Consider the following 17,215-nt stretch of genomic DNA (forward strand, 5'->3'; position numbering starts at 1 on the left):
CGTCCCAAGCTCTTCTAACTTGTGTGTAGGGAGCATTGAAACCGGTTCTACATTCCTACCAGAACCTAGGTGGAGGCAGTGAGAAAAATCGGCTTCACCATTGCTTCAATTTTGGCAGCCATTTCCTCGGCGGGCATGCGGCCGGGAGTCTGGTGCCAGCGTCGCGCGGCTCCGAAGATGGCCCAGGCGACTGTGGTCGCGAGCATTCTGGAATCGGCGCTTGGTGTGATTCCGTGTTTCTCGGCGCCTTCCTGGAATATGTCTTCAACGACCGGGATGATGGAGCTTTCGAGCGGCATCTTCGTTAACTGGGTAGGGCAGCCCACAGTCTCGGCGAGATAATCGCAGACACCTAGCGCAATGGCTCGCAGCGCACCATCGCAGTCTGTGAAGGAAAGGCCGCGTCGCGCGATGAGGTCGCGAAAGCGGGCGGCCGTCATTGCCTGCAGCAGGGCGTTCTTGTCCGGGTAATGGAGATAAAAGGTGGCCCGGTTGAGGTTGGCTTCATCGGCAATCTCTTGGATGGAGATGTCGTCGAACTCCTTGCGGTTCAATAACCTGAGTAATGCCTCCATCAACATCTGACGGCTGCGGAGGACGCGGGGATCTGTGTTTTCCGCAGTATTACCAAGTTGGACTGCATCTGCCATGGCTGTCTAAGCATAGCTCCTTCTAAAGCATTAGATGTTTAATAGACATTTGTTGATTTATTTGAATCGACACTTGTTGATTAAACATCATTTGTCGCATAGGAGATTTCACATGGCCACACTTCTTCACATCGACTCAAGCCCGCTGTACGGGCGATCCATCTCGCGCCAGCTTACGGATGCGTTCGTAACTCAATGGAAGTCCTCGCACCCGGAGGAAACGGTCATCGACCGCGACCTTAACGCAACCGCGATCCCGCCTGTCACCGCCGAATGGGTGGGTGCAGCGTACACGCCGGAAGAGGCGCGCACTCCACAACAGAAGGAACTGCTGGCGCTTTCGGACACGTTGCTCGCCGAACTGGAGCAAGCCGATGAGTACGTGTTCGGCGTGCCGATGCATAACTTCGGTGTGCCATCGGTGCTAAAGCTCTGGATCGACCAGATCGCGCGTGTGGGCAGGGCCTTTTCTTATGCGGATGGAACGCCGAAAGGACTGATCACGGGCAAAAAGGCAACGTTCATCATCGCAACCGGCGGGATCTATGATCCGCAGACGCAGATGGCGTCTTTCAACTTTGTCGAACCTTATCTGCGGTCAGTCTTTGGCTTCCTCGGCGTGACGGATGTGACTTTCCTCACGGCAGGTGGAACCGCGGCACTCAACTACGGGCAGGACAGAGATGCGTTTCTCGCTCCGCACCTTCAGGCCGTGCAAACGCACGCGCAGACGATCTAAGGGAGACGGCACATGAAGATCGTTTCTGTCATTGCGCGCTATCTGCTGGGACTGATTTTTGTGGTCTTTGGCCTGAACGGATTTCTCAACTTCATTCATCAGCCGCCGCCGTCGAATCCGCTTGCGCTGCAGTTCTTTGTTGCCGTCGGCGCGTCGCATTTTGCCGCGTTCTTCTTCGCCATGCAGGTGATTGGCGGGCTGCTGTTGCTTTCAGGCTTCTTTGTGCCGCTCGCGCTCACGGTGCTTGCGGCGGAGTTGTATAACATCCTTGCCTTTCATCTGACGCTTGCGCCTAGCAGCATCCCTCCGGCGCTGGTGGCATGTGTGTTGTGGGTGTTGGTCTTCCTACAGTACCGGGATAGCTTCCGCAGCGTTCTGGCCGCAAAGCCCGTGACGCAGGGATAGTCTGCTTCGTGGGAGGAGGCGCTGTGCCTCCTCGCTGCGAAGCATTTTCAGACTTGATGCAGCACTGTTACGAATCAGGGATTAGTAATGGGAGACGCGCTTGTAGTCACCTGAATTCTGGGAAACGGTACTTCAGAATACTAATCCGGTCTCAACTCGCTGAGCGGTCCCTGGGGAGAGCAGCAGTGGACTGCCTCGGCTTTCATCAGCTACAAAGACCTTGAGCCAGGAGAGCCTTCATGTTCTCGCGATTTTCCAGGGCCTTGTAGGTCAAAACGGTCTGGATCCCTCCCCCTATATTTGTAAATTAGCCAGAATCAGGAATTTAGCCTGCGAATCGGCTGAAGCAGTTTTCAAAACTAAGAAGCCCGCTTTCAATGGCGGGCTTTTGATGTCTCCTATTTCAAGTTTAGCAAAATCGACCGTAATTCTACGCCACTGATCGTTGCAACGAGTATTATTATCGAGCCCGCTCATCCCATAATGGGAAGACTTCTGTTGTCGGCAGACCTTTCTCGGCGGGAAAGGGTCATCGGGGAGCGGGCGCGATCACTTCCCATAAGCCGACTTCTAATTACCGATCGCTGCTTGTGAAAGTTTTGGCAATGACGCGCTGACTGGTTCTATTCAGTTGCGTAATGGGAGCCGGTTCTTGATGTCTTCTGCCATTGCACGGAGTGGGTCGTCCGCAAGCAGCGGATAAAGTGCCTGCTTATTCACCTTTGGGAAATCATCCGTCTTCCAAAAGGTTAGTGGGTTGAATCGAAATTTGGCTACTAACCGAAGTCCGAAATCTATTTCGTAATGTCGGTAGAGCTCTTTTTGCTCGAAACCAACCATCTGCGGATATTCCCCCAACAGATACCCTTCTTGAATATGCGGGCGAAGCGCTGATGGTGGACAGACACTCGATAGGCGCACAATCTGTATTCCTGCCTCTGCGCTGGCTGTGATTGCTCCGCTAAGGTTAGGCACTCCGAGGACAAAGATAAACGCCTCTTCAGTCTCATCGGTCGTTGCAAATGATGCGGCGATGCGGAGAGAGTGTGTGACATCTAACAGTGGCGTTGGACAGACTTCGTAGTGCTGAAGGATGGCCCATCGGACTATTTGGTGACGTTCAACCCACTGCTTCCCTAAAAATCCTCTCTGCGAATAGGAATCCACCAGGTTCCGCTCTGCATTGTCTAAATCTTCGAAACGTCCCCTTAAAGTATCTTCAGAGGGGTTGCGGCCTGAAGAATCGCGGAAAAGAGACGGCTTCAGTGTTGTATTGTGCTGGAAATTTTTATAGTCTTTCGGCTGTCCACGGAAAAGCAGAACATAATCGCGGTTTCTGTACTGAAGCTCAGCAATCTTCGTTGCCAACTCAAGATAAGACAGTACATTCACAGGTTCAATTTTTCGTATTGTGGTGCACTTGCATTCTTGTGCTTCGGATTCCCCGGGCATGAATGACCAGAGCGTCTTCGAGCCTATGGTCTCCACGATCTTAGCTGCTCCAGATTTAAGAATGGCTGCATTTGCAACGATATAAAGAGTATATGGGGTGATACGGGTACAGGCCGTTCTTGAGCCTGCACGTGATGCCAGAAATTCCGGTGCACTCATTCAGCCAATGTCAGTTCATTGATCACGATTAGTAATGGGAGACGCGCTTCTCGTCAGCAATGATAGAGAAGGCTTCTTCGATTTAGCATGGGGTTATGCAAGAAATTGTGGTTGGCAGTAGACAGAAGGTCAACCTGGATACCTGGGAGCGCCGCGCGAGTTTTCACTTCTTCAAGAGTTTCACCGAGCCCTACCACGGCGTCTGCCTCCGCGTTGACTGCACAGCAACCTACGGTTACGCCAAGCAGAATCACCTGTCAGTCTTTTTGTCACTGCTGCATCGCTCACTCGTCGCTGCGCACCAAGTTGAGAACTTCAAGACACGTATTGTTGGGGGCGCAGTCTGGAGCTACGAACAGATCAATGCCGGCAGCGCTGTGGGACGCGAGAACGGCACCATTGGCCTGGGACATTATCAGTTCCGACCGCGAATCGATGAGTTCGTGCGCGACGCGGCTATCGAACTCGACCGGGTACGGCAGAGAGATGACATCGAGAGCTATCCGGAGGCCAATCTGATCCGTTATTCAGTGCTTCCATGGTTCGACTTCACATCTATTTCGCATGCTCGCGATTTCTCCCGCGAAGACTCCGCGCCCCGCATCACGTTCGGCAAAATTACTGAGTCGGGTGGCCGCTGCACGATGCCAGTATCGATCCATGTACACCACGCCCTAGTCGACGGCCTGCATGTGGCGCAGTTCGTCGACAGGTTTCAATATTGTCTGGATGCCCCGGATTCCAAACTTTTGTGACTGCATGGGGTAGAGTCGCAGTGTACGAAATCTCTCGCGTTGCTAGACAGCAGTTCCGTTTCTAGGCACACTGGTTCCGTTAAAACATTGGGGGCCAAGATGCTCCGCCAATCTCTTCGATCGGAAAGACGAAATCGCGCCTTCATTAAAACCGCGCTACTAGTTGTTACTTTTGCAGCCATACTCTTCTCTGCTCGCGCCGACACAAGTCTCCCTGATACCCCGGCCGGCCACACATTGCAGACATTTCTCGATGCATTTGACAGCGGAGATCACGATCGCATCGCAGCCTATGTGAAAGAGTACGACCCGGAAAACAATGCGGACGGGCTGACGTCCTTCAGCAGCCAGACGGGCGGCTTCACACTCGTCTCTATTGTGCACAGCACGTCTGACAGCCTCACCTTTCTTGTTCATGGCCGCAGAGACAACATCGATGCCTACGGAGTTTTGCAACTCACCAGCACGGCACCGCCGCGCGTCAAGCGGCTCAGCATCCGTGCGCTTCCTCCAGGTGCGAAGCTCGATGATATCCAACTTGACGCCGCCACACGGCAGAAGACTATCGACGCCATCAGCTCAAAGTTGACCGAATACTATGTGTATCCTGATGTGGCCGCGAAAATGATCGCGGCTGTCCAGGAGCATCAGAAGAAAGGCGACTACAACTCCATAACGGATGGCAACGAATTCGCGGATGCCCTTAGCCGAGACCTGCGCGCCGTCAGCCACGACCAGCATCTTTTCGTTGCATACAATCCGTTTGCTTTACCTGAACAGCCCGGTTCCTCCTCAGGACCTCACGAGCCAAGCCCTGCCGAGCAGGCGCGCTTCCGCGCGATGCTTGAACAGCAGAACTGTACCTTCTCCAAGCTCGAAATCCTCAATCACAACATCGGCTACATCAAATTAGGCGCCTTTCCTCCTCCAGACATCTGCGGACCCACCGTAGTCGCTGCAATGAACTTTCTGGCCCACACGGATGCCCTCATCTTTGACCTGAGGGAGAATCATGGCGGCGATCCCAATATGGTTGACTTCATAGTTTCCTATCTCTTCCGGCAGCCTACGCACATTAACGATCTGACCAACCGGCACGATAACGAGACCCACCAATACTGGACGCTCCCGTGGGTCCTCGGACCTCGCTTCGTTGATCAACCGGTGTATGTCCTCACTTCACATGAAACCTTCTCTGGTGGTGAAGAGTTCACCTTCGATCTGAAAACCCAAAAACGCGCCACCATCGTAGGCGAAACCACAGGAGGCGGTGCCCATCCTGTGCAAAGCATGCCAGCCGGTGACCACTTCACGATCGGTGTGCCCTTCGGTCGGCCCATCAACCCTGTCACGAAAGGCGATTGGGAGGGTAAAGGGGTAGAACCCGATGTGAAGGTCAGCGCGGCCGATGCCTTGACTACGGTGGAGAAGCTAGCAGCAGATAAATTGGCAGCCCAGAGTAAGTCCAAGTAGGAGCTAGTTTCTTCTCATCCGCACAATGGCTTCTGCGCGAGCGTTCCTGGGAGCAGAATGAATAACTTAGACATATAGTCGACAAGTGGGAGGTTTCTGCTGCACCGCGAGGTTCGGGTTTGCCGGCTATACGTACAAGATCCTTATCCCCCGATTGGTCAGCTATTCCGGAGGTTCCACGAAATCGCCAGCTCACAAGGCGCGTCTAGTTGTCTAATTAGGGCGATCCATTGCAGACGCTACTACCACTGAGTTCGGGACGCGCGCTTTCACGTGAACTAGAATGAAGAGCTGTAAGATGCGAAACAATCTATGACCATTGAATTCTTTAATGAGCATTATTCGCACCTTCCCGACACTGAGGATGCGAGTAATGTCATTGGGGTTCTGCCAGGAGTAGCTACGATCGGTGATATCCGCGGAGCGTGCGCTGGACATCCCAAGACTTCGAGTATTTATCCCAAGATCGGTGGATCCGGCTTCTACATCTCCGACGTTCAATCTAAATTCTTTAACTGAGGTTTTCGATCATGAACGATCACAGGAGGCCTCAGCGTTTGATGCAGCGACGGCCGAGCCCTTACCAATCGGCTTTTCCCCAGGAAACCTCGGCGACTGATTGCTCGGTGGGTGCGTCGGCGTTTAGCGGCAACTGAGCAGCTCGGGCTGACGAACTTACCCGAATATCCCGTTTGGGGGATTGGAACTGGAAGCGTGGTGTATCGTAGATCGCCGTGCGAGTCTGCAACTTCTCATTCACATAACACCAGCGCATGATCGGGGTGGATTGAAATTCAACCCGACGACATTCCCGCACCCTCGATCAACGTTTGATCGGCTTCTCTCGTGACCTGTCAGGAATTAGGGAATTAGCTCTGGCTCGTCGGTATCGACACATCTTCCTGCAGCGTAAAATCGAGCAGGGTCTCACTAGGCACCTTTACCTGGTCGCCCCCAGTGATGATTTCCGAGCCTGCGCCAGCACCTGCGCCGACGCCCGCGCCGATCGCTGCTCCCTGGCCACCGTCGGCAACGGCACCGATGATCGCTCCAAGAGCCGCTCCGCCGACCGTTCTTTTTGCGGTGCTCGCGCCGCGCGACTTGCCCGTCACTTCATATTCTCCCGTCACCACGGGCACCATCTTTCCATTCACTACAATTCCAGTCAGTTCCAAACGTAACTGCGATTTGCCGGTGAACGTTCCTGACGCCTTCGATTGTGTCAGCCGGCCATAGACGAGGGCATCTCTCGCGACTATCACGTCGCCTTCCACCATCACCGGTTCTTCGAGTGAGGCCTGGAAACGGTCCCCGGGGAGATTAATCGTGGAATCGATGGAATCAATGGTGCGCACAGAAATTCGTGTCCCGGTTGGGATAGTGACAAAGGCTGGCTTCGCTTCGACAGCCGCTATCGGACTGGGATTGTCGGGAAGCGAACTCTGCGGCTGTGGCGCCGGCTGCGGTGCGGGGGCACTTGCTGCGCCTTCCGAATCGAACTTGAGCGAAACGGTGTCAGCAACGTTATATTTCTGTACGGTCGAGCCGACCTGGAAGCTGATTTCAGTCTCCGTGCCACCCAGGAACTTGCCCTTAATCAGGCTGCCATTCTTCAACTCCAATGTATCGGCCCACGCCATCGACGCCGCTAAAGTCAGCGCAGTAAGGAATCCGTATTTCAGCTTGAGCCTCATGATGTCCCAACCCTTCGATGCCCCTGCCTACTTCCTGGATTTATATAAATTGCAGGTCGCTTGGGGACTCACCTTTGAGCCGGAGGACCGTTTGATTCCTTCCCCATCGAATCCTGAGTGGTTGAATTCGGTCAAGAACCAGCGGTTGCCCGGTTGACAACAATGCCTCCCGCATCGAGACTCTCGTTATGCGACTGTCAGTCATCTATCTCGTGCTAGTGAGTGCAATGTTGTGCCCGCCGTCCCGGGCGCAGGTGCCTGTCTTCCAGGTTACTCCCATCCAAAGCTCCATCCGGATCAATACGACATCTTCGAGGCCCCTTACTGGCAATTTTGACAAATGGAATGCGACGCTGACCTTCGCGTCACGCGACCCTACATCGGCCGCGTTTCAAGCCGAAATCCAGACAGCGAGCGTGCATTGCAGGGACAGCAAGAACGATGACGAAGTGAAGGGCAAGGACTTGCTGAACGTCGCGCAGGACCCGGTCATTTCGTTCAAATCCAACAAAGTTGTCCAGACGGGGAAAACTACCTACGACCTTGTCGGCACCTTCACCATGCGCGGCGTTTCCAAGCCGGCAACACTGAAACTGGCAATCGCCGAGCAGGGTAGCAGCTCAGGATACGTCCAGGGAATTGTACCCTTCGACCTTGCGGACTACGGGATGACCAGCAAGAAGATCGATGAGCGCGGCGAGGTCGATTTCAACCTCAAGGCAGAGCACGTGAGCGGGCCCGAATTGATTCACAAAAGGTTTCCGTAACGCCATGTCCGACTGTTTCTAATACTGGGAGTATTTGAAATTTCAAAACACATCCGCGCCAGGCTCTCTTATGACGAAACCAGACACAGCTCCGAGCATCGATGAGTATCTGCATCAGCGATTAATGCCGGTGGAAGGGGCGATTCCGAACATTTCCGGCATCGAAATGTTTGGGAATTCGATTCCTGCTGAAACTGTCGGTGGGGATCTTTTTGAATACATCAATTTTCAGCAGCGTTATGACATTGACGCACGTATTCAGCGGACTCAACGGCTGTCGAAAGAGTTTCTTGAACCGCTTCCTCCAGGAGTTCTGCTACGAAATTCGGTAGACGATCAGGTGGAGTGGCTGAAAACAACGCCCGGCTACAAGCCCGTGATGGAAGCGGAATATCGATTCGCGAGAAGCTCCGAGCAGGTGCGAGTTGCGGAAGAGTTGCGCGACCTCTATTCGACGGCAGGTGTCCTGGTAGTAGATGCACAGGGACACGGAATCATCGCCGCCAAGATTGCTTCGACGGTGCATGACACATTCCATGCCTTAATGCTCACCGAACTGGACCGATACGGCAGAGCAACACCCATGCTGCTCGACAACCTCAACCTGCGGCTGGCGCAATCGGTAACCGCCCGCAACGCATTAGGGATCATCGAGAAGGAAGGAGCACGGGAAATCGCAACGATGATATACGGCGAAATTCGCCCTGGCGGTCATTTTCGCTTTGTGAATTTCGGGCATCCTCCACCGCTGGTATTCTCGGCGGAGTATCAGAAGTTCATGAACATCAATGAAAGCCGTATGGCGCAATTTCTTGCGCTCGGTTTGCAGATCCCTGCAGATCATCCGGATCGTAAGAAGTACTATTCCATGGATTTCCGGCAAGCAGAGCTAGACGCTTCGGATCTCGGTCAGATCACACTGATGAGTCCGGGAGACATTCTTGTTCTCTATACCGATGGAGTTTACGACGGCAGTGACAAGCAAGAGCGCGGGCTACTGGAAGCGATTATGCGCGAATACTACAGACAACCGGCCAGGGACATCTGCAACGCGTTACTGGATCATGCAATCAAGCGAGATGAGTGGCTCCGTCAAAACGGCGAAGCGGACATGATCGACGACAAAACGGTGTTTATCATCAAACGACTTAACTAGCCCACTGTATCGAAAGTTGAATCCCAAGAGGCGATTCCAACTGGACTAAAACCGGCTTCCCGGAAGTTGACTCCGTTCGTTTAATCGTGGCTTTGAGTGCTGAATATGAGTTACTAAACTTGATCGTGCGTAGATTAGCAAGCTTTGTAAGCAGTAACAATTCCTGGGTAGCATCTACTTGTCAGCCTGTTTTTGAGGCTTGCTGCCATCGGTCATATATTGACTTTCACTTCTCTGCTTCTGGCGCGAAAGAATCCTTGAACAAATCTGTGGTCCATTTCACCCACGAATGATCGCGAATCGTGCGGTTATTGGGGTTGATATGGTTCTTTAGACAATCGCTTAGATTGAGTCCTGCGCGCGTTCTCAGCGTCAGCAAGTTGTACGGCAACGGCCAGCTCTTTTTCAGAATCGTCTTTTCGTCCCAGCTTTGCCAGGACCAGTCCGTGATAATACCGCGCTGGCTGGAAATCAGGCGCGAGTTTAACGGCCTTCTCAAGATCGCGCTCCGAGTCCTCGTATTGCTTTGTGCTGAAGGCAAGAATGCCAAGACCTGTCCAAGCTCCAGCATGCGCCGAATTATGCTCGATTGTCTGCTCATAATACCGCTTTGCCACTTCGCTTTGCCCGTTGTTGCGGGCAACCTCTCCGAGACGGTAATAAGACTCGGACTGTTGCGGTGAGAGCTTTATTGATTTCTGGAACTCGGCGCGCGCATCATCCCCGCGCTGCAGCATCTGCAACAGCAGACCGTATCCAAAATGTGCCGACGCATCATCAGGACGCTGCGCAAGATAGGCTTGCCATGCTTGTTCTGAAGCTTGAGTTTGATTCACATCCATCTTCACCCGGGCAATAGCGTAGAGAGTCTTTGGATTTCCGGGGCGAAGCTGTTGCGCTTTTGTCAGAGCTGCATCGGCGTCGGAAATGAGATTCATGGCTTGTTCCTGAATGCCAGTATCAGTGAGGAGTTCCGCGTCATTCGGCACCCAATAATTCGCCCTTAGCAGGAACGCGAGTGCCACTTCGTTTTTACCTACTCGCTTTGCTTCCATGGCTTCTTCGATCGCGGTTGCTACTTCACCCTTTCTCGCATCGTCATCGTGCGGGTTCAGTTTCAGGACCAGCTCGTAACGATCTAATGCCGCACTCTGTGGAGAGGCGGAGTTGTCGCTCTGCGCAAACGATTTGCATACACCGAGCAGCGCAATCAAAGCACAGCCAAGACATATTGTTTTGCGCGGAAACACTGGTTTCCAGCATATTATGAGTGCGTGAAGTTCCACCCTTGTCCTGGTTATTCATTGTCCCGTTTGGCCTCCTTATTTCTGTTCGGAACGAGTCTCTTCTTTCTGGCGTCTCCACATCTCTCTCGCGCTCAAAATACGCTCTACGCTCAGGGCCGAGCGGCGTTCGACACGCAAAAATGGGAAGAAGCAGCGCGCCTCATGAGCGAAGCTGAGGCGACTGCCCCGGCGTCGACTGATGCCCTGCTTTTTGAGGGGAAATCGCTGCTGCATCTCAATCATCTGCAGGAGGCCGAGAGCGTTCTAACCACCTACGCAAAGAGACATCCTGATTCCGCCGCTGCGCTGTACACATTAGCCATGGTGCAGCAGAGGGAAAACAAGCCACGCGAGTCTTTGACCACGCTCACGAGCGCCGCGAAACTACGGGCACCGACATCGGATGAACTTCGCATTGCCGGATTAGACTACGTTCTTCTCAATGATTATCCCGATGCGATCCATTGGCTGGAAAAGGCTGCGGAGCTCGATCCAAAGAATGCTGAGGTCTGGTACTCGCTCGGGCGCTGCGACTATGCGCAAAGTCGCTTTCATGATGCCCAGAGAGCATTCGAGAAAGCACTCGCATTGAACCCCAGCAACATGAAGGCCGCCGAAAATCTCGCGTTAGTGTATAGCGCGGAGAACCGGCTCGCTGATGCCGACAGAAGCTTCCAACAGTCCATCGCTCTGGCAAAGAAGGACCCATCGACAGACGAATGGCCATACCTGGACTACGGAGGCTTCCTGATCGACCAGGACCGCGCCAGTGAGGCCATCCCACTGCTGGAACAGGCCGTGGTATTGAATTCGAAATGCGCAGCATGCCACGAGAAACTCGGCCGTGCGCTCATCACTTCAGACCATCTGCAGGAGGGCATCAGGCAACTCGAACAGGCAGTTGCGCTGGATGCGAAGGATGCTCACTTGCACTATGAGCTTGGCCTTGCATATCGGAAAGCAGGCATCCTGGACCGGGCGAAAGAGGAACTCGCACTGAGCGAAAAGCTATACGGCACGAAAGCAGAGGGAGAACGAAAATGACGGAGTGCAGCGTCGCAAAACAGAGTATGGATCACCCGAAGGCAAAACAGCTAATGCGCGCTGTTTTTACGGAGCTCATCACGCTCCTTGGTGTATGTGTTCCCATCAATGCTGCCGCTCAGATCACGGTGAATCAAGCTATCCCGTCTACTGCAACCATCCAGGTGGATGCATCTCGACCTGCCGGCAGCACGATCCCGCGCACCATTTTCGGAAGCTTTCTGGAGCCGATCGGCAACTCCACATACAACGGGCTATGGGCAGAGGTTCTGCAGAATCCTAGCCTTGAAGCGGGACTATGGAGCGCAGGCAATGTCAGTCGGATGCTCCATGATGAGCCTACGCTCACGCGCGCTTCTGAGCTCGGGCTACCGCTTCCCTGGGAGCCGTTGGATCCAAACCAGGGAAACCGCTATGAGCTTCGCTATGGAACGGCCGCTAATTCATGGCGCTCACTGGTGATTATGGGTGTTCCTGGTGAGCCAACCGGCATCCGACAGAAAGTATATTTGCCCGTTCACAGGACACTTGAATACAAGGGCAGTCTGTATGCGCGGCATCTCAGCGGCCCGTCCGCAGTGACGGTTTCCATCCGTCAACGCAATGGCACTGAGGCGTTAGCATCGGCCCATATCGACACTGCCTCCAGTGCCTGGACAAAATACACCTTCGACCTGCGTCTCCCTGATGGAAAGTTGCACCGCCTTGATCCGGCCGACTTTGTTGTGCAGCTAGAAGGTGAGGAGAGAGTGGAAGTTGACCAGTTTTCATTGATGCCGGCTGACGCCCTCGATGGCCTCGACCCAGACGAAGTCGCGATGGCAAAGGCCATGGAGACGCCGCTGGTCCGCTTTGGCGGCAACTTTACCTCCGGGTACCACTGGCAGGATGGCGTTGGACCGCGCGATAAACGGGTCAACATGCTGAATGCCGCATGGGGCATTCCCGAATACAACACCTTCGGAACCGATGAGTTTCTGTACTTCTGTAGCCTGATCGGAGCCGAACCTCAGGTTGCCCTGAACCTCGGCAGCGGCACGCCGAAGGAAGCAGCCGACTGGGTTCGCTACATCGACGATCATTGGCACAAACACAGCGGATTGACATGGGAACTCGGCAATGAGCTATGGGGCAACTGGAATACCGGCTATCCGACGCTTGAGCAGCTTGCCGGACGCACGTTGGCCTTCAGCAAGGCAGTGCGCGGCGTCGATCCGCAGGCGGTACTCATCGCGACTGGCGCCGACCCGGACGGTTATACGAAGTGGAACGCTACTCAATTGAGCAATCCGGCAAATACTTTCAACTATCTCTCGACTCACTTTGTCGTCACGAACACCGATACGCGCACGCCCCACGCGAGCACAGACTTCATTACGCAGGCGGCATTCGCCCTGCCGATTGGTCTTGAGGAAAAGCTGAAGGAGATGCAGCAGCAAGTCAACTCAGTCCCTGCATTTGCAAACAAGACGCACATCGCCTTCACCGAGTGGCTTTTTATTGGCAATCGTCCCGGGACGCCCAGCTTCAGGAACATGGGAGGCGCCATCGATGCTGGAGGCTTTTTCAACATGTTGATGCGTAACAGCGCGATTGTGCCCGTCTCCGATATGACAGGAATCATGGAGTTTGCCGGCATATGGAAAGGGCGCAGCCAGGTGTATGCCGCGCCCAGTTACTACGTCTTCAAGATGTATTCAACTGCGCATGCTACGCGCCCGGTAGGTGTGGAGGTACAGTCCGGTAGCTATTCTGTGCAACACGGGGTAGGCAGGATTCCAGACATCTCCAACGTGCCATATCTTGACGTAGTTGCCGCACTGAACGATCAGGGCGACACGCTCACGCTGTTTTGTGTCAACCGTAGCCTCGAAACTGACATTCCGGCGGCTATCAAGATTGCTGGTTTTGCTGCGACCCAAGTGGCAGAAATACAGACACTTCATGCGGTTGGCATTAGCGACGGGAATGACGAAGACAACCCCGAACTGGTTGTGCCGGAAAATTCCGAGGGCAGGCTTACACAAAACCGGCTGGAACACATCTATCCGCATGAGAGCGTGACCAGGATAGTTCTGAAACGCAGCCAATGAACTTCAAGCAGGTTGCGACTAAACAAATATCCCCCCAAAAAAAATGTTGGCGATGTAAACGCTTACTGCGCTGACAGCATCTTACTTCTGGATTTAACCCCAGGCTCATTTTCTCGATTTTGTCGCTTGACATGCTGACCACGGCAATGATACATGCTGAGTCCGATGTAGTGCTCGGAGATGTAGAAGGGCATGTTCGATCCTCGGACCATTTGCCCATGAATTTGGTCGGAAAGGGTCTCACATGAAGTGGGGCAACTTTCACATCGAGCAGTACAGCCTATCAGACGAGTCAAGCCTCCTTGCTAAGGTGATGCGGCACCATGCAAGGTCAGCAGCAATGCATCTTTTCAGAGCGCGTCACCTACTTCAATTACACCAATCAGTGACGATGTCGATTTTCTGAAGCGCAGCTGAGTTTTAGGAGGTCTTCATGAAGCTAATCAAGAGAAACTTAGGCTACACACTTTTCCCGATACTGGGATGGGTGCTGCTAGTTCCTTCAACGCAGGCCCAGACAGTATTCGGCGGCATCGCTGGAACGGTTACCGACTCCACCGGTGCAGTTGTCGCAGGCGCCAAGGTACAGGCAGTCGAAGAGAGGTCCGGAACGACACTGGAGGCGGTCTCTACGTCGGCTGGAACATACCGGCTGCCGGAGGTCCCCATCGGCGTCTTCGATATCAACGTGAGTGCGGCCGGCTTTCAGCCGCAAAGGCTTACCGGAATCCAGGTGAACCTTCAGACCACCGCCGCCGTGAACATCGTGTTGAAGGTTGGAGCAGCGACTGAAACTGTCACCGTCGCTGCCGACGCGCCGCGACTGCAAACCGAGTCCTCCGATATATCCGGCACGATCACCGCTGATCAATACCAGAAGTTACCTCTCGCGCTGGGAGGCGTGGGTGCTTTCCGCTCGCCCGAGGCATTCATCTTCTTGCTGCCGGGTAATACTGGTCCCGGAACTGCCAACAGCCCGAATGGCATTTTCTTCAGCAAGATCGCTGGGGGACAGGATTACGGCGCCGAGGTACTCATCGACGGTCTCAGCCAGCAGCGAAGTGAAAACGGCTCCTCCTTTGACGAAGAGGCTCCATCAGTTGATGCGCTGCAGCAGTTGACTGTAACTGAAGCTCTACCTTCAGCCGAATACAATCGCACTACGGGTGGCTTCGAGAACTTTGTCACCAAGAGTGGTGGCAATCAGTTCCACGGTTACGCATTTGAAATCCTTCGCAATACAGCCCTCGATGCGAATCTGTGGTTTAACGGCGGCAATCGGGCCATGCAGTGTACGGGCGCAAACGATACCCCGGCCTGCGCGTCCACCTTCGCAACGCCAGTGGACCGCAAGAATGACTACGGGGGCACCTTCAGCGGTCCGGTTTGGATCCCAAAGGTCTACAACGGACGGGACAAGACCTACTTCTTCTTTGCCTGGGAGCAGTTGAAGTACAACCTGGGCGCCACCACTATCACTACGGTTCCAACAGCAGATGAGTTGGCTGGTGACTTCTCAAATCCGGCGCTGTTCAACCAATCAAATGTGGTCGGCACCAACCCGTGTGACGGAACTCCTGTCTATCAAGGTCAGATCTTCGATCCCTCGACCACCAAAACCGTAAACGGCGTGGAATGCCGCACTGCCTACCCAGGTAACAAGATTCCGGGAGGATTCTCCCCGGTTGCGCATGCCCTTTTGGCGTACTTTCCCGCTCCTACCAATGGGAATGTCTTCAACAATTTCTCTTTTTCGAGCACGGCTCCGATCGAGAACACGACGATGACAGTTCGCATCGACACGAACATCACGCAAAAGCTTAAGCTTTGGAGTTCCTACAGCTCGCGTGACAACAACCGTATCTCCGGCGCACCCCAGTACCTGCCGTATCCCATTGACTATGCCACCTGGAAACAGGACTTTGAAACTCACTTCTGGCGCCTCGGACTGGACTACGTCATTTCTCCCAACCTGCTGAACCACCTTATTATCGGATCCAACCGCTCCAACAGCATCAACTTCGCCGTCCCCGCCCTGGAGGGCAAAAACTGGTTCAGCATACTCGGGATCGGGAATGCCACGAGCAATAATTTCCCGGTGATAACTAATGGACTGACCGCGCAGGAAGGAATGCCAAACAATGGCGATAACATCGATAACGGACTGCGACTGGTGGATAGCGTTTCCTGGCAAAAAGGCGCTCACAGTCTCACGTTCGGGACCGACATTCGATATCAGCAGTACTCGCCAATCAACAATAATTCACCGTCGATTGGCTTTTGTGCACAGCAGACGTCCGCGTATCAGGGGTCGAGCAACAACGGTAACGGATTGGCGAGCGAGCTCCTTGGACTTGCGTGCTCTGGTGGCCAGAACGTGTACGCGCACCAGTCGCGTTGGATATCCTGGTATTACTCCGGATATGTGCAGGACGACTGGAAGGTCAGCAGAAACCTGACCCTCAACTTGGGCTTGAACTACAGCGTCGATGTGCCGCGACACGAGGCGATCAACAACACTTCTAACTTCAGTCCTACTGCCATAGATCCGGAATACGGCGTTCCGGGCGCTCTGATCTTTGGCACCACTTGTAGCGGATGCAACACGAAATGGGCGGAGACCTACTTCAAGGACTGGGCTCCACGGGTCGGCTTCGCATACACACCGCCTTGGCTTGAAGGCAAGACAGTGCTGCGCGGCGGTGCCGGAATCCTCTATGGCCCACTTCAATATGACGACTTCGGCGGTTCGATGAACGCCGGCTATAAATCGAATCCAGGATTCAACTCAAAAAATGGCTTCGACCCGTCATTTGTTATCGACTCCGGATATCCGGCTTTTCCTGCGCCGCCGAATCTCGATCCCGGTCAGTTCAACGGCAGCTTCCTTCCCGGATCTTATATTGTGAAAACGGCGGGGCGCCCGGCCGCCGTTTACAACTACAACTTGCAGGTGCAGCAGGAACTCGCGAAGGACCTGATTGCGAGCATCGGTTATGTTGGCAGCCAAGCCCAAAACCTGCAGGCAAATAACCAGAACATCAACAATATTCCTTACCAGGATCCGTTTAACACTGCCAACGGAAGTGACCCTAATGTGAACAGCTTTTTCAATGCATCCGACACAAACGCGGCAGCGGCTTACCGCAATGGAAGCGCAAAACCGGCTTTCATCGATCAGGTTGCGGCAGTGAACGCGTCGCCCGACAATTTGCCGTACACCCTTGGGAACACACCGAGAGTGACGAATATACGCATGCCGGCTTGGATGAACGAGGATTTCAGCGTCATTAAGGACACGCCGATTCATGAGAATTTGAGCTTCGAGTTGAAGTTTGAGTTCCTCAACGCATTCAACCGTCACCTCTTCGGGTCTCCGGACGACAATCCAGCAGACTTCACATTCGGCATACCAACGTATCAGGCGAACTCTCCGCGCGCGATTCAGGTGACTGGCAGATTGAGCTTCTAGCCAACATGGCCTCCTAGGGGAGCGTAGCGGTTGGTCTGCGCCCCCCTTTGTTGATGTCAGCAGTTTGCTT

The 17,215-nt window shown here is 53.9% G+C and carries 13 protein-coding genes; 9 read left to right on the forward strand and 4 right to left on the reverse strand.

The annotated features are described in order from the left end of the window. Positions 1-65: 65 nt before the first annotated feature. Positions 66-650, reverse strand: coding sequence for a TetR/AcrR family transcriptional regulator (locus H7849_RS15025; protein WP_186740376.1), 585 nt, complete (start codon positions 648-650; stop codon positions 66-68). A 112-nt stretch (positions 651-762) separates the two neighbouring features. Here H7849_RS15025 and H7849_RS15030 point away from each other — a divergent pair, with 112 nt between their 5' ends. Then, a complete protein-coding gene (locus H7849_RS15030; RefSeq protein ID WP_186740377.1) occupies positions 763-1,389 on the forward strand; it encodes an FMN-dependent NADH-azoreductase in 627 nt (208 codons plus the stop codon). Positions 1,390-1,401: 12 nt separating this feature from the next. Beyond that, positions 1,402-1,794 (forward strand): hypothetical protein, encoded by a 393-nt coding sequence (locus H7849_RS15035; protein ID WP_186740379.1) that lies wholly within the window; start codon positions 1,402-1,404, stop codon positions 1,792-1,794. 627 nt (positions 1,795-2,421) lie between these two features. On the opposite strand, the gene H7849_RS15040 is transcribed toward H7849_RS15035, so the two are convergent. Next, positions 2,422-3,405 (reverse strand): FRG domain-containing protein, encoded by a 984-nt coding sequence (locus H7849_RS15040; protein WP_186740381.1) that lies wholly within the window; start codon positions 3,403-3,405, stop codon positions 2,422-2,424. A gap of 95 nt (positions 3,406-3,500) precedes the next feature. On the opposite strand from H7849_RS15040, the gene H7849_RS15045 reads away from it, so the two are divergent. After that, positions 3,501-4,160, forward strand: a complete 660-nt coding sequence (locus H7849_RS15045) for a CatA-like O-acetyltransferase (protein WP_186740383.1) — start codon at positions 3,501-3,503, stop codon at positions 4,158-4,160. A 99-nt stretch (positions 4,161-4,259) separates the two neighbouring features. Continuing rightward, positions 4,260-5,633, forward strand: a complete 1,374-nt coding sequence (locus tag H7849_RS15050) for a S41 family peptidase (protein WP_186740385.1) — start codon at positions 4,260-4,262, stop codon at positions 5,631-5,633. 869 nt (positions 5,634-6,502) lie between these two features. Here H7849_RS15050 and H7849_RS15055 read toward each other — a convergent pair. Further along, positions 6,503-7,327: a hypothetical protein gene (locus H7849_RS15055; RefSeq protein WP_186740387.1), complete on the reverse strand. Its 825-nt coding sequence runs from the start codon at positions 7,325-7,327 to the stop codon at positions 6,503-6,505. Between the two features lie 188 nt (positions 7,328-7,515). Between H7849_RS15055 and H7849_RS15060 the strand changes: the two genes are divergently transcribed. Together H7849_RS15060 and H7849_RS15065 are read left to right on the forward strand one after the other, a co-directional pair. Next, the gene (locus tag H7849_RS15060) at positions 7,516-8,094 is read left to right on the forward strand and encodes a YceI family protein (RefSeq protein ID WP_186740388.1); all 579 of its coding nucleotides are present in this window, start codon (positions 7,516-7,518) and stop codon (positions 8,092-8,094) included. 70 nt (positions 8,095-8,164) lie between these two features. Continuing rightward, a complete protein-coding gene (locus H7849_RS15065; protein WP_186740390.1) occupies positions 8,165-9,250 on the forward strand; it encodes a PP2C family protein-serine/threonine phosphatase in 1,086 nt (361 codons plus the stop codon). A 308-nt stretch (positions 9,251-9,558) separates the two neighbouring features. Here H7849_RS15065 and H7849_RS15070 read toward each other — a convergent pair whose 3' ends face one another. Then, positions 9,559-10,500, reverse strand: coding sequence for a tetratricopeptide repeat protein (locus H7849_RS15070; protein WP_186740391.1), 942 nt, complete (start codon positions 10,498-10,500; stop codon positions 9,559-9,561). A 24-nt stretch (positions 10,501-10,524) separates the two neighbouring features. Here H7849_RS15070 and H7849_RS15075 point away from each other — a divergent pair, with 24 nt between their 5' ends. The 3 genes from H7849_RS15075 (at position 10,525) to H7849_RS15085 (ending at position 17,145) form a co-directional block, all read left to right on the forward strand. Beyond that, positions 10,525-11,580, forward strand: coding sequence for a tetratricopeptide repeat protein (locus H7849_RS15075; protein WP_285288893.1), 1,056 nt, complete (start codon positions 10,525-10,527; stop codon positions 11,578-11,580). Beyond that, on the forward strand, positions 11,577-13,673 hold the full coding sequence (locus tag H7849_RS15080; RefSeq protein WP_222439658.1) for an alpha-L-arabinofuranosidase C-terminal domain-containing protein: 2,097 nt from the start codon (positions 11,577-11,579) through the stop codon (positions 13,671-13,673). The genes H7849_RS15075 and H7849_RS15080 overlap by 4 nt, the downstream gene beginning before the upstream one ends. Before the next feature lie 433 nt (positions 13,674-14,106). Continuing rightward, the gene (locus H7849_RS15085; RefSeq protein ID WP_186740395.1) at positions 14,107-17,145 is read left to right on the forward strand and encodes a TonB-dependent receptor; all 3,039 of its coding nucleotides are present in this window, start codon (positions 14,107-14,109) and stop codon (positions 17,143-17,145) included. Positions 17,146-17,215 lie beyond the last annotated feature (70 nt).

The sequence above is a fragment of the Alloacidobacterium dinghuense genome, assembly GCF_014274465.1.
GTDB lineage: Bacteria > Acidobacteriota > Terriglobia > Terriglobales > Acidobacteriaceae > Alloacidobacterium > Alloacidobacterium dinghuense.